Genomic DNA, 13120 nt, shown 5'->3' on the forward strand with positions numbered 1-13120 from the left:
ACAGGTAGCAGACAATGACTTTCGCAATTATACTCATCGCCCTTTTGATGCTGGTCTGTGGTTTTGAAATGCTGCTGGTGCTAGGTGTACCTGCATTCCTGACCAAGACCTTTATGTTTACTCGTATTCCCGACCCCGTACTGATTCAGAAACTGGTCGGCGGAATCAACTTTTCCACCCTGCTGGCAATTCCATTTTTTATTTTTGCCGCAGAGCTTATGGCTTCCGGTCAGATAGCCAAGAGACTTACTGACCTTATTAAATATTTCACAGGACACCGTCTGGGCGGAATCGGACATACTACAATTTTCGGTTCCATGGCTTTCGGGTCCGTTTCCGGCTCGGCTCCAGCTACCGTAGCCGCCATGGGTAAACTGATGTACCCGGAACTGCGCAAAACCGGATTCAGCGAAAAATTCAGCCTCGGCCTGATCATTTCCAGTGCTGAAACCGCGCTGCTCATACCTCCGAGCATCACTCTTATTATTTACGGATGGATGACCGGTACTTCTATTACCGGACTGTTCATCGGCGGACTGGGAGTCGGAGTGACTCTGGGACTTGCCTTCGGCGCACTGGTTATATTTGAATCCCTGCGCAAGGGAGTCGGTCGTGGTAAAAAAACAACCGAGCCTTTCTTCACAGTATTCAAGTCAGCAGCATGGGCGCTGGGCCTTCCGGTTATCATTCTCGGCGGTATTTACTCCGGGCTTTTCACTCCCACGGAAGCGGCAGCAGTATCCGTTGTTTACGCCATTCTTATTGAAGCTTTTGTGTACAAGAACCTTTCCTTTTCCCGGTTGATAAGCATAACTGAACAGGCCGCCATTTCAACTACCATCATCTTCATCCTGCTGGCCATGGGCAGTGTTCTTTCCTATTTCGTAACTCTGGCACAGGTTCCTGTACTGATTACCGATTTCCTGACTAATATTCAGGCCGGACCGATCACTTTCCTCATGATTGTCAACATTGCCTTTTTCCTTGCCGGTATGTTTATTGATCCTAACTCAGCTCTGCTGATTCTGGTTCCGCCCCTTTATCCGGTTGCGCTCACCATGGGAATCGATCCCATCCATTTCGGTGAAATTGTCTGCCTTAATATCTGCATCGGTATGATCACACCGCCTTTCGGGCTTGATATTTTCGTAGCCTCTTCAACCCTTGATAAACCGGTAATGTCCATCATTAATGGAGTGTGGCCGTTCCTTTTCATTAATATTCTGGTCCTCATTCTGATCACTTATGTCCCCGGTGTGGCAACATTCCTGCCCAACCTGATTGCCCCCTAAAAAGGCAGGTTAAGAGTATGAATGCATTAACTAATAATATTGGCGTAGCTAACAGTAATAGTCCGCATCAGCTACCGCAGACCCCGGCATCACTTGAGCATCTGACCGAAGAAGCGGAAAAGCTCTTTGCCGATCTGGAAGAACTTTCGCGCGATATTGCCGGGGTTTCCCGTCCGTCATACGGTGAAGCAGAAACCAAGGCATTTGAACTGATAGAAAAATTTGCCGAAAATGAAGGCCTGATCACATACCGAGACAGTGCCGCCAACCTGGTTGTGACGCTGGAAGATATTTCCGATGACGCTGAATATATCCTCATCGGTTCGCATCTCGATTCTGTTCCTCAGGGCGGTAACTATGATGGAGCCGCCGGGGTCATCGCCGGACTGCTCTGTCTGGTTGAGATGAAACGCAGCGGCAATACTCCTGAAATACCGGTTAAAGTCATCGCCCTGCGCGGTGAAGAAAGCGCATGGTTCGGGGCTTGTTACCTCGGGTCCAAGGCCCTGCTCGGTAAACTGGATGAGGCGGAGCAGGATCTGCTGCAACGTGACGACAACCGTCCGCTCAGAGATCACATGTCCGATTGCGGCGCGGATGTAGAACGCATCGCCAAAGGTGAACTGCTGATTGACACATCAAAGATCAGAGCCTTTTTTGAATTGCACATTGAGCAGGGGCCGGTCATGATCGCCCGCAACCTGCCGGTTGCCGCTGTGACAGGAATCCGGGGCAACATCAGACACCGCAAGATTAAATGCATCGGCGAGGCAGGACATTCTGGAGCCGTTCCCCGCTGGCTGCGTAAAGATGCAGTCTTCGCCACCGCGGAACTGATTACGCGTATCGATGACCACTGGACGACAATTCTGCAACATGGTGGAGATCTGGTGGCAACCTGCGGTATCCTAAGTACCGATCCGCAGCATCACGCGATGTCCCGCATACCCGGCGAAGTGACTTTCAGCTTTGAAGCCCGCAGTCAGTATGAACACACTCTAGCGGCCATAGAAGCCCTGCTTCACTCCGAATGCGCGACCATTACCCATGAACGCCGTGTTAATTTTGAATTTGACAAACCGGTCAAGACTTCACCCGCAGTTCTGGATCAGGATTTGGTGGATCGCATAAACAATGCTTGCATTGCGGAAAACTTACCTGTAGAAGCTATTCCAAGTGGAGCTGGGCACGATGCCTCGCTCTTCGCCAACGCGGGAGTTTCCACCGGCATGATTTTCGTGCGCAACCGCAACGGCTCCCACAACCCGGAAGAAGAAATGGATATGGACGATTTCATTCGGGGCCTTTCAGTACTGTACCGCACAATCACGGAGTTCAACTTATGAACACTGAAATTAGCATCATAAGACCTGATGACTGGCATCTCCACCTGCGCGATGGAGAAATGCTTGGTGCTGTGCTTCCGTCCAGTGCAAGAATATATGGGCGAGCCTTAATCATGCCCAACCTTGTTCCTCCGGTAACTACTGCAAAACTGGCAGAATCATACCGCAAACGCATCAAGGAAGCCCTTCCCGAAGGATCTGATTTCAAACCGCTGATGACCTGCTACCTCACCGATAGCACCTCTGAGAAAGACATCCATACCGCATACGCAGTCAAAGCTTTTCATGCTGCTAAACTTTTTCCTTCCGGGGCAACCACCAATTCGGAAAACGGCGTAACCGACATTAAAAATGTCTATCCCGTACTGGAAGCAATGCAGGAAATAGGCATGCCCCTTTCCGTACACGGCGAGGTGACTGATCCGGAAGTGGATATTTTTGATCGCGAGGCCGTATTCATCGAGCAGGTTCTTGAGCCGGTACGCAGGGATTTCCCGGAACTAAAAATTATTTTCGAGCACCTGACCAGCAAATCCGGGGTCGATTACGTATTTGAGCAGGATGAATATCTTGCAGCCACCATCACCCCGCATCATCTGCTGCTGACCCGCAATGATCTCTTTGCAGGCGGTATGAATCCTTACATGTATTGCCTGCCTGTAGCCAAAACATTTGAAGATCGCGAAGCTATCCACAAGGCTGCAATTTCCGGTGACAAAAGATTTTTCCTCGGCACCGACTCAGCTCCGCATCCCGCCAGGATGAAGGAGAAGGTCGGCGCCGCAGCGGGTATTTTCAATGCCCCTACCTCAATAGGATATGTAACCCAAGTGTTTGAAGAGCTTGATGCTCTGGATAAACTCGAAGGTTTCACTTCAATATATGGTGCCGGATTTTATGGTTTCCTTCCAAATGGCAGTACAATTACTTTAGCCAAGCAGGAAGAACCCGTTGAAATGAACTGGCAGATCAAGGTCGGTGGCGATGTCGTAAAGATATTCAAACCCGACACCCCACTCTTTTGGGATTTAGTTGATTAACAAAGGCTGAGCCGTTATATTTCGGTTCAGCTTTTTTTTGCATAAAAACAAAATAAGGAGATAAAATGGTTCCCACCAGCTTTCCCGACCAAGAAACCATCGCTGAAATAACAGCGAAAATGCTTATCGAAGTTGAAGCGGTTCACTTCCGTGCTGATGAGCCCTTCAAGTTCACTTCCGGCTGGGCCAGCCCGGTCTACATTGACTGCCGCAAGCTCATTTCATTTCCCCGTGTGCGCCAGACCCTTATGGATTTCGGCGCATCCATCATCCTGCGCGAGTGTGGATTTGAATCCATCGACTGCGTTGCAGGTGGCGAAACTGCTGGAATTCCCTTTGCCGCATGGCTTTCCGACCGTCTGATGCTGCCCATGCAGTACGTACGCAAAAAACCTAAAGGATTCGGCCGTGATGCTCAGATTGAAGGTGATTTCGCTGAAGGCTCAAAAGTCCTTCTGGTTGAAGACCTGACCACTGACGGTCGCAGCAAAATCAACTTCGCACAGGCCCTGCGCCATGCCGGAGCGGAAGTAACACACACATTTGTACTCTTCCACTACGGTATCTTCCCCAAAACCAAAGAAACCCTCGCCGAAGCCGGACTCGAAATGCTCTCTCTGGCTACTTGGTGGGATATTCTCAACGTTGCTAAAAAGGAAAAATACTTCGACAGCAATTCCCTGAACGAAGTTGAAAAATTCCTCAACAATCCCGTAGAGTGGTCCGCCGCTCACGGTGGAATTTCTACTTATCCTGAATAAGAAGAATTCTAAATAATTTAATCGTTTCAGATTAAACAAATGACGGGGAGATGATTTAAATCATCTCCCCGTTTTTTATTTGCAACAATAAAAAGAAAGGCTGCTTCCCGAGAACAGGAAGCAGCCTTTCTGATTATTTATCATTTTATCCTGACAAAGCTCAGTACAATACTCTGTCAAGGTCGATCAAGATCTGCGATTAGAATGTCTGCTTGAACAAGTCTTCGCTGGAACCGCCCCCACTGGACTCTCCATCTTCCCCGGCACCGGTTGCGGTCCGGGTCGGCTGGGTTCCTTCCTTAAAAGGCAGGAAGAAAGTCTTCGTGGACCCCGGTCCGGCAAGCAAACCGGAGGCAGCGTCGATCTTAGCCATAACTACCCCTTCAGGCTGGGGAAAATCCTCGTAAGGATAATCATCTTCCACCTTTTTACGGTATGCCACCCAAAGAGGGCTTGCGGCGCGGGAACCTGTTTCCCACTTACCCATGGGAGTCAACTGGTCGAAACCTACAAATACCCCGGTTACAAGATAGGGAGAAAATCCCATGTACCATGCATCCTGCTCATTGTTGGTGGTTCCGGTTTTACCCGCCACAGGACGGTGCAGAACCTTGGCTCTCCAACCTGTTCCGTGCTGCACGACTTCTTTCATAAGGTTGCACATGATATAAGCGGTCTGCGGACTGATAGCATCGGTTATTTCGGGTTTGGAATCGTAAAGCAGCTCACCCCACGCGCTATTAACAGACAGCACCAGACGAGCCTTAACCCTTGAGCCTCCACGTGCAAAAGTTGAATAAGCTTCAACCATATTAAGTAAATCAACAGACGCGGAGCCAAGGGCTACGGACAAATCTTTGGGGAACTCAGTCTCAAGTCCCATATCCTTAGCGCGCTGAATAATTTTATTGATACCCAACTTACGCGCCAATCTGATGGTAACGAGGTTTCTGGACTTAACCAGAGCAGTTCTCAGCAAAGTGGGACCATAAAATACACCCTCAAAATTCTGAGGTTTCCAGAGCTTACCTGCTTCCATATCGGTATAGACGAACGGAGCGTCCATAAGAATTGAAGCAGGGGTAAACCCATTATCCATAGCTGTGGAATAAACTATAGGTTTAAAAGCGGAACCGGGCTGGCGCTTGGCCTGAGTAGCTCGGTTGAACTGACTGCCGCTGCTGCCGCTGAAAGAATACCCGCCGACCATGGCCAGAACGTCCCCGGTCTTGGGATCCATGGAAACAAGGGCACCCTGTACCACGGGGCGCTGCATCAGTGAGACCTGCCAGCTTACATCGCCAAGGGTATCGGTTTCAGGATCAACCTGATTAAAATTAACTTCACTGCCGTCCTTGAAAAAGGCCTTATCAAGCCTTGCCCAGACCACATCACCTTTTTTCAGGATTTCGGTGGCATCTTTCTTGGGCCGGACATCTTCCGGGGCTTTCTTTACGTTCGGGGTGCGACACCATTTCATACTGGCAACGGACATGGTAGCCGCATATTTTCCAAATTTAACAGCAGCCTCTTTTCTGGAGACCTTGGTCACCAGCACCTTGACCCATTTACCGGGCCGCAAATCAGGTTCAGGAATCACTTCGGAAGCAAGAAATCCGGCATATTCATCCGGCTTAAGTTCCTGCAATGGCCCTCTCCAGCCACGGCGTCTGGTAGAAGCTTCCAGACCTTCTTTAACCGCCAGATCAGCAGCATCCTGATGCTTAATGTCACAAGTAGTATAAACGTTCAGGCCGCCTTTGTAGACGGTCTCCTCGCCATACTTATCAATCAGCCAACGGCGTACTTCTTCAAGGAAATAGGGCCCGTGCTTCCATGAAGGATCTTCCATGCTCTTGTACACAAGCTGCTCTTCAACGGCTTTGTTGTACTGATCACGGTCAATCCACTTATGTTCATACATCTGCCCCAGAACATAAAGCTGACGGGCTTTAGCCCTTTCAGGATGACGTAAGGGATCATAACGGCTGGGAGCCTGCGGCAATCCGGCCAGCAATGCACATTCGGCAATGCTCAATTCATTGACATGCTTACCGAAATACATACGTGCAGCCGCTTCAACCCCGTAAGCGCCCGCGCCGAGATAAATCTGATTCAGGTAAATGGTCAGGATTTCATCTTTTTCCAGATAATGCTCCAACCGGAAAGCGAGAATAGCTTCCTTAATCTTGCGTCGATAACTTTTTTCCGGGCTAAGCAGCAGCCGCTTGATAATCTGCTGGGTAATGGTGCTTCCGCCCTGAGTTTTGGCTCCGCTTTTCATGTTGGCTACGAATGCGCGCGAAATAGCGGTAAAATCAACACCGTCATGATGATAAAAGGAAGCGTCTTCTGCGGCCAGAAAAGCCTTCGGCAATAACGGTGTCATCTCGTCCATACGGACCAGAAAACGCTTTTCCTTGTAAAAATATCCGAGGACCTTATGGTTACGGGAATAAACAGTAGTAACCAGAGGAGGGTTGTAGTCGGTAATATTCTTAAAACCGGGCAGATCGCTTGAAGCCCAGTAATAAAGGCCACCCATGGCCCCGACACCGAGGACAGCCATTACCAGAGTCACTATAAGTAAAATTTTATATACTTTTTTCATCTATGATTCTCATCCGTTATCAACGTGAGCGGCAAAGCCCCATGCAATCCGTAACTGACTGTGCAACTCGCGCACTTCCGACTGACTAATCCCGAGTGTCTTAAAAAGCTTACCCGGAGTTTTATTTTCTTGTTGTGCAAGGCAGCTTTCAACCTCAAGCAAAGTGATCCGTCCACTTTCATCGGTCCAAAAAGGAAAAAGCCGGCAATACAATGGCCGGGCTTCCTTAGGGATAACGCATCCTCCGCTGCCGAGAAACAAACACTTTCCCCCGGAATCAACTTCAAGCCGATAATGCATTCCGCCCGGCGGAAAAAGCTCTTTAACTGTTCGGCGCTGACCGGGGAAAAGCTTGAGCAAATTTTCGATAAAAAGCGGAGAATTCAGTTGCAGAACAAATCCTCCGGAATCGGGAGCGCATTCCAGAATGCGCTCCCGTTCATAATCAGAGACAGGAAAACAAACTTCCTCGGTACCGGGAGTCAATTCACAACATGTCTTTCCCTTTTCGGCACATCTCGCGCAAACAAAAGGATCACTCATGATACTTAAATACTCCCGGAAAATAGATTAATTATTCTCAAGACACATTTTTCCATATCCTGAGCAGGGAGGAATCGGGTAATCGCCATTGAAACAGGCAAGGCAATATGAATCCTTTTCTTCCACTGAGCTGAGCAGCCCGTCTATGGACAGGTAATGCAGGGAATCAAGGCCGAGAAAACGTGCAATTTCCTCTTCGGTACTGTTAGCGGCAATAAGCTCTCCCTTCGAGGAGAAGTCGATACCGTAGTAGCAGGGAAAACGGATTGCAGGACAGCTGACCCGCATATGAATTTCACGGGCACCGAGTTCACGCAGCTTCTTGACTCTGGTACGTGTGGTTGTTCCACGCACAATGGAGTCTTCCACGATCAGGATTTTCTTGCCTTTAATCATGGATTTAACCGGGTTGAGCTTAACCCGAACACTGAAGTCACGCATATCCTGCGAAGGCTGAATGAAAGTACGGCCCACGTAGTGGTTGCGGATCATCGCCAGCTCAAGGGGCAGACCTGATTCATGTGAATAACCGACTGCGGCATAGTTACCGGAATCAGGAAACGGCATTACAAAGTCAGCGTCCACCGGTTGTTCTCCGGCCAGCACCGCACCCATTTTTTTACGGCGTTCATAAACAACTTCGCCGAAAACAGTAGAGTCAGGACGGGCAAAATAAATAAGCTCGAAAATACACTGACGCTTAGGAGCGCTTTCACAATATGTGTAGGAAGTAAGCTTGCCTCCGTCCACAACAACCATTTCACCGGCATTAAGCGGACGGATTTCTTCAGCATCAATCAGATCAAATGCACAAGTCTCTGATGCAAAAGTGTAATTATCACCTACGCGACCAATAGCCAGCGGACGGAATCCATTAGGATCTTTAACCGCAATCATTTTATCATTGGCCAGAATCAACAGCGAAAATGCACCCTTAACCTTGCGACAGGCCTTCATAACCGCATCTTCAATGGTGTTACCGTTGAGGTTCTTGGCTATGAGATGAACAAAAACCTCGGAATCCATTGTGGTCTGAAAGATAGATCCCTGTGCTTCAAGCTCCTTGCGCAGCTCAAGAGTATTCACGAGATTCCCGTTATGAGCGATTGCCAGATTCAGATCACCGAATTTAACAAGAAAGGGCTGTGCGTTTCTAATCAGCGAGGCACCGGTTGTGGAATACCGGATATGCCCGATGGAAATATCACCCTTAAGTTCTTTACCCAGATGACGCTCATTGAAAACATCAGCGACAAGGCCCATACCTTTCTGTTCACGGATATAAGTTCCATCCCAGGTTACGATCCCGGCAGATTCCTGTCCGCGATGCTGCATGGCGTAAAGGCCGAAATAGGTCATTCTTGCTGCTTCAGGATGTCCGTAGATACCGAACAATCCGCAATATTCTTTTTTCATCTTTCCTGCTCTTGCTTAAAAAAGGAAAAAGGACCGTGCTGTAAGCCCGGTCCGTTATTAATGATTATTAACTTCCTACATGTTGTGGTAGCGCTGTAAGCACTGCACATCAAGTCCCTTGCCGCGTCGTTCCTCAATTGCCAGACTCATGGCATGGGCACCCGCGACAGTCGTTGTATATGCCAGCCCGTGAAGCAGAGTCGTCTGCCTGATTTCTTTTGAATCAGAAACCGTCTGCTTGCCGGAAGGCGTGTTAATCAACAGGTCAATCTCGCCGTTCTTGATGTAATCGACAACATGCGGTCGACCTTCGTTGACTTTAAGAATTTTCTTGGTGGCAATTCCCTGTTCAAACAGGTAATCGGCCGTTCCTCCGGTAGCCAGAATCTTGAATCCCATCTTCTCAAAATTTCTGGCCGTGGGCAGAATCGCTTCCTTATCCCGGTCCTTAACAGAGATAAAGACTGTGCCCTCAAGGGGAAGTTGGATTCCCGCACCGAGCTGAGCCTTCATAAAAGCCAGTCCCGGGGTATAATCCATTCCCATAACCTCACCTGTGGAACGCATTTCAGGTCCGAGCATCACATCGACATCGGGGAACCTGTTAAAGGGGAAGACCGCTTCTTTAACGGAATAAAACCCTTCTTTGCGCATGGACCAGGGATCAAGGTCTTTAAGCTTTTCGCCGAGCATAACTTTGGTAGCCATCTTAGCAAGCTGGATACCGGTAGCCTTGCTGACAAAAGGTACGGTTCTGGAAGCACGAGGGTTAACCTCGATAATGTATATATCGCCATCCTTAACCGCGAACTGGATATTCATCAGCCCGACAACCTCCAGCTCTTCAGCAAGGGCGACAGTCTGACGCTCAATTTCCTTTACTATCTCATCGCTCAAAGTATGCGGGGGCAAGACACAGGCAGAGTCACCGGAATGAATTCCGGCTTCTTCGATGTGTTCCATTACGCCGGCCACATAAGTCTGATCACCATCTGAAATGGCATCAACATCGACTTCAACAGCATTCTCAAGGAACTTATCAATGAGAATAGGATGTTCCGGTGATACCACCGTAGCTTCGCGGAAATAAGAATCAAACTCTTCGTCACTGTAGACGATATCCATTCCACGTCCACCAAGGACATAGGAAGGACGGAGAACCAGCGGATAGTCCAGACGCGCGGCGATGGTTTTAGCATCATCAAGAGACATGGCTGTTCCGTTCTGCGGCTGCTTGAGATCCAGCTTCTGGAGCAGGGCCTGAAATCTTTCCCTGTCTTCAGCGCGGTCAATCGCATCCGGCGAAGTTCCCAGAATCTTTACCCCGGCCTGAAGCAGCGGGATAGCGAGGTTGAGCGGAGTCTGTCCGCCAAACTGCACGATAACGCCTTCAGGCTTTTCAAACTCGATGATGTTGAGCACATCTTCATAAGTAAGCGGCTCGAAATAGAGTCTGTCTGAAGTATCGTAGTCAGTAGAAACGGTTTCCGGGTTGGAGTTGACCATGATGGATTTTACTCCCATGTCTTCCAACGCGAATGCGGAGTGACAACAGCAGTAGTCGAACTCAATACCCTGTCCGATTCTGTTAGGTCCACCGCCGAGGATCATGACCTTACGTTCCGGCATGCTCTCCGCTTCCTGACCGGGTTCGTAGGTGGAGTAAAAATACGGGGTATAAGCTTCAAATTCAGCGGCGCAGGTATCAACCAGATAATAGGTCGGAATCAGGCCGAGTTCTTTTCTGAAACTTCTGACATTCCTTTCGGTTTCACGCCACATGGTCGCCAATTGAGGATCGGAATAACCGTATTCCTTGGCTTTCTTGAACATGGCCGGAACCCGCTCATCACCGGAATAAAGTCCGGTTTCAAGTGAGAACTTCCTGAGTTCCTTTTCAAAAGTAACAAGATCTTCAAACTGGTGCAGATACCAGGGATCAATCTTGGTGATATCGAAAATTTCCTCAAGGGTCATTCCGGCAAGAAAAGCCTCACGCAGGAAAAAGATTCGCTTGGAATTAGGTTTGCGCAGCAGGCCAACCAGTTTATCGCGATCAATTTCGCAGGGCTCGAAAACCTTACCGAATCCGGGCATGCCCACTTCAAGGGAACGCAGTCCCTTCTGCAGGCATTCTTTAAAGGTTCTGCCGATTGCCATGGTTTCACCTACACTCTTCATGGCGGTAGTCAGAAAATCTTCGGCACCGGGGAACTTCTCAAAGGTAAATCTGGGAATCTTGATTACACAGTAGTCAATGGTCGGTTCAAAGGAAGCCATTGTCTCGCGGGTAATATCATTTGGGATTTCATCAAGGGTGTAACCGATAGCCAGTTTGGCCGCGATTTTAGCGATGGGGAATCCGGTAGCTTTGGAAGCAAGCGCGGAAGAGCGGGAAACGCGCGGATTCATCTCAATGATGGCCAGCTCGCCGTTTTCAGGGTTGATTGCAAACTGTACGTTTGAACCGCCTGTTTCAACACCGATCTCACGCATGATGGCAAGAGACGCATCGCGAAGCATCTGGTATTCCACATCAGTCAAAGTCTGAGCAGGAGCAACGGTGATGGAGTCACCGGTATGAACGCCCATGGGATCAATATTCTCGATAGAACAGATGATCACACAGTTATCCTTGCGGTCACGCATGACCTCAAGCTCATACTCTTTCCAGCCGAGGATTGATTCCTCAAGCATTACTTCATTCTGAAGACTGGCGGAAATCCCCTTCATAGCGATTTTTTCCAGATCTTCCATGTTGTAGGCCACGCCACCGCCTGTTCCACCAAGGGTGAATGCGGGACGAATAATGATGGGAAAGCTTATTTCCTTACCACAGCGGCGAATATCATCAAGATTGCGGGCGATACGACTGGTAGGAACCTTGAGCCCGATTTTATCCATTGCTGCGCGAAAAAGTTCACGACTTTCCGCTTTTTCAATAACATCAACAGATGCACCGATCAGTTCCACACCGAATTTATCCAGCACACCCATCTCCGCAACAGCAAGAGCGGTATTCAGTGCGGTCTGTCCACCCAATGTGGGCAACAGAGCATCCGGCCTTTCTTTTTCAATAATTTTAGCAATTGTGCCGGGTTCGATGGGTTCAATGTAGGTTCGATCCGCCAGAACGGGATCGGTCATAATGGTTGCGGGGTTAGAGTTGACGAGGACAACCTCATACCCCTCTTCTTTAAGGGCTTTGAGAGCCTGAGTTCCAGAATAGTCAAACTCGCAGGCCTGACCGATAACGATCGGCCCGGATCCGATGAGCATAATTTTCTTAATATCAGTGCGTTTAGGCATGAACTCCATCCAATAATGGTTTGAAATATTGGCGTTAGGACTTGTGGGTGAGACTGAAACTCATAAAACATTCCTCGCAGATGAGCAAGCAGAAGTTGCCGACCTTATTTGTATGATAATCACTTCGATCCCATTGACAAATTGCACAACTGACTTTAAATTTCATTTGCAATGCATTCACTGGCAAATACAATAAAAGGACGCCCCCTATCCAGTTACAAATCCGGTATGTCGGTACGAGTAACCGGTTTTGAAGGAGGAAAATGCTGTCGCAGCAGACTTCTTTCCATGGGCATTATACCGGGAACAATCGTAGATATAATCAGCAGTAACGGTAGGATGAATATCCGTGTACGCAGATCACAATTTGCCCTCGGCCATGAAATGACCAAAAAGATTCTGGCTATCCCGGTATGCGACTGCGATAAATGCAGTGCTTTCTAGTTTACATACAACTTAACTGTCTGCCAAACAAATCAAGAGGAAAAAGCCATGGGATCAGATGCAAAATGGCAATCCCTTGAAATTCTTGCCAACGATGGGACGTGGTACTCACGCACGATCCTCGAGATGAAAAAAATTCATGACCAATTGAAGGCTTCCCAAGGAGTCTGGTCTAATACGCAGGATACTGTCGATACCCTGAACTCCCTGAAAGATTACAAAGAATTCGTTGAACGCACCGAAGGCCGGGTAGTTAATCTGGTCATTAACGGCACAGATGTTCCCTACGATCTGCCTAAAAAAACAAAGGCATAAACTTTTCCAGTCTCTATTTATTTGCCTTTGCCCCGCCCTTCTG

At 48.7% G+C, this 13120-nt stretch carries 10 protein-coding genes; 6 read left to right on the forward strand and 4 right to left on the reverse strand.

Translation table 11 applies throughout. From position 1 onward, the window contains the following. Positions 1–14 precede the first annotated feature (14 nt). From ACKU35_RS14640 to ACKU35_RS14655, 4 genes are all read left to right on the forward strand, one after another. On the forward strand, positions 15–1292 hold the full coding sequence (locus tag ACKU35_RS14640) for a TRAP transporter large permease (protein ID WP_319760260.1): 1278 nt from the start codon (positions 15–17) through the stop codon (positions 1290–1292). A 17-nt stretch (positions 1293–1309) separates the two neighbouring features. Further along, positions 1310–2638 (forward strand): Zn-dependent hydrolase, encoded by a 1329-nt coding sequence (locus tag ACKU35_RS14645; RefSeq protein ID WP_319760262.1) that lies wholly within the window; start codon positions 1310–1312, stop codon positions 2636–2638. Next, on the forward strand, positions 2635–3678 hold the full coding sequence (gene pyrC / locus ACKU35_RS14650) for a dihydroorotase (RefSeq protein ID WP_319760264.1): 1044 nt from the start codon (positions 2635–2637) through the stop codon (positions 3676–3678). Before ACKU35_RS14645 ends, pyrC begins: the two co-directional genes overlap by 4 nt. A gap of 65 nt (positions 3679–3743) precedes the next feature. Further along, positions 3744–4439 carry an orotate phosphoribosyltransferase gene (locus ACKU35_RS14655; RefSeq protein ID WP_319760265.1) on the forward strand — a complete coding sequence of 232 codons (696 nt, stop codon included), beginning with the start codon at positions 3744–3746 and terminating at the stop codon, positions 4437–4439. A 199-nt stretch (positions 4440–4638) separates the two neighbouring features. On the opposite strand, the gene ACKU35_RS14660 is transcribed toward ACKU35_RS14655, so the two are convergent. From ACKU35_RS14660 to carB, 4 genes are all read right to left on the reverse strand, one after another. Then, a complete protein-coding gene (locus tag ACKU35_RS14660) occupies positions 4639–7050 on the reverse strand; it encodes a PBP1A family penicillin-binding protein (protein ID WP_319760267.1) in 2412 nt (803 codons plus the stop codon). A gap of 9 nt (positions 7051–7059) precedes the next feature. Beyond that, positions 7060–7593: a zinc/iron-chelating domain-containing protein gene (locus ACKU35_RS14665; RefSeq protein WP_319760269.1), complete on the reverse strand. Its 534-nt coding sequence runs from the start codon at positions 7591–7593 to the stop codon at positions 7060–7062. 27 nt (positions 7594–7620) lie between these two features. Further along, on the reverse strand, positions 7621–9009 hold the full coding sequence (purF, locus tag ACKU35_RS14670) for an amidophosphoribosyltransferase (protein ID WP_319760271.1): 1389 nt from the start codon (positions 9007–9009) through the stop codon (positions 7621–7623). 75 nt (positions 9010–9084) lie between these two features. Next, positions 9085–12318, reverse strand: coding sequence for a carbamoyl-phosphate synthase large subunit (carB, locus tag ACKU35_RS14675; protein WP_319760273.1), 3234 nt, complete (start codon positions 12316–12318; stop codon positions 9085–9087). Between the two features lie 171 nt (positions 12319–12489). On the opposite strand from carB, the gene ACKU35_RS14680 reads away from it, so the two are divergent. Next, positions 12490–12762 (forward strand): FeoA family protein, encoded by a 273-nt coding sequence (locus ACKU35_RS14680; RefSeq protein WP_319760275.1) that lies wholly within the window; start codon positions 12490–12492, stop codon positions 12760–12762. Between the two features lie 48 nt (positions 12763–12810). Then, on the forward strand, positions 12811–13077 hold the full coding sequence (locus tag ACKU35_RS14685) for a hypothetical protein (protein WP_319760277.1): 267 nt from the start codon (positions 12811–12813) through the stop codon (positions 13075–13077). Positions 13078–13120: the final 43 nt, after the last annotated feature.

The organism is Maridesulfovibrio sp., assembly GCF_963676065.1.
GTDB lineage: Bacteria > Desulfobacterota > Desulfovibrionia > Desulfovibrionales > Desulfovibrionaceae > Maridesulfovibrio.

Excerpts from the sequence above, each read along its gene's own strand:
- pyrC (WP_319760264.1), top strand. The coding sequence starts at position 2,635 with ATGAACACTGAAATTAGCATCATAAGACCTGATGACTGGCATCTCCAC.
- purF (WP_319760271.1), bottom strand. The coding sequence starts at position 9,009 with ATGAAAAAAGAATATTGCGGATTGTTCGGTATCTACGGACATCCTGAA.
- ACKU35_RS14680 (WP_319760275.1), top strand. The coding sequence starts at position 12,490 with ATGCATTCACTGGCAAATACAATAAAAGGACGCCCCCTATCCAGTTAC.
- ACKU35_RS14645 (WP_319760262.1), top strand. The coding sequence starts at position 1,310 with ATGAATGCATTAACTAATAATATTGGCGTAGCTAACAGTAATAGTCCG.
- ACKU35_RS14660 (WP_319760267.1), bottom strand. The coding sequence starts at position 7,050 with ATGAAAAAAGTATATAAAATTTTACTTATAGTGACTCTGGTAATGGCT.
- carB (WP_319760273.1), bottom strand. The coding sequence starts at position 12,318 with ATGCCTAAACGCACTGATATTAAGAAAATTATGCTCATCGGATCCGGG.
- ACKU35_RS14655 (WP_319760265.1), top strand. The coding sequence starts at position 3,744 with ATGGTTCCCACCAGCTTTCCCGACCAAGAAACCATCGCTGAAATAACA.
- ACKU35_RS14685 (WP_319760277.1), top strand. The coding sequence starts at position 12,811 with ATGGGATCAGATGCAAAATGGCAATCCCTTGAAATTCTTGCCAACGAT.
- ACKU35_RS14665 (WP_319760269.1), bottom strand. The coding sequence starts at position 7,593 with ATGAGTGATCCTTTTGTTTGCGCGAGATGTGCCGAAAAGGGAAAGACA.
- ACKU35_RS14640 (WP_319760260.1), top strand. The coding sequence starts at position 15 with ATGACTTTCGCAATTATACTCATCGCCCTTTTGATGCTGGTCTGTGGT.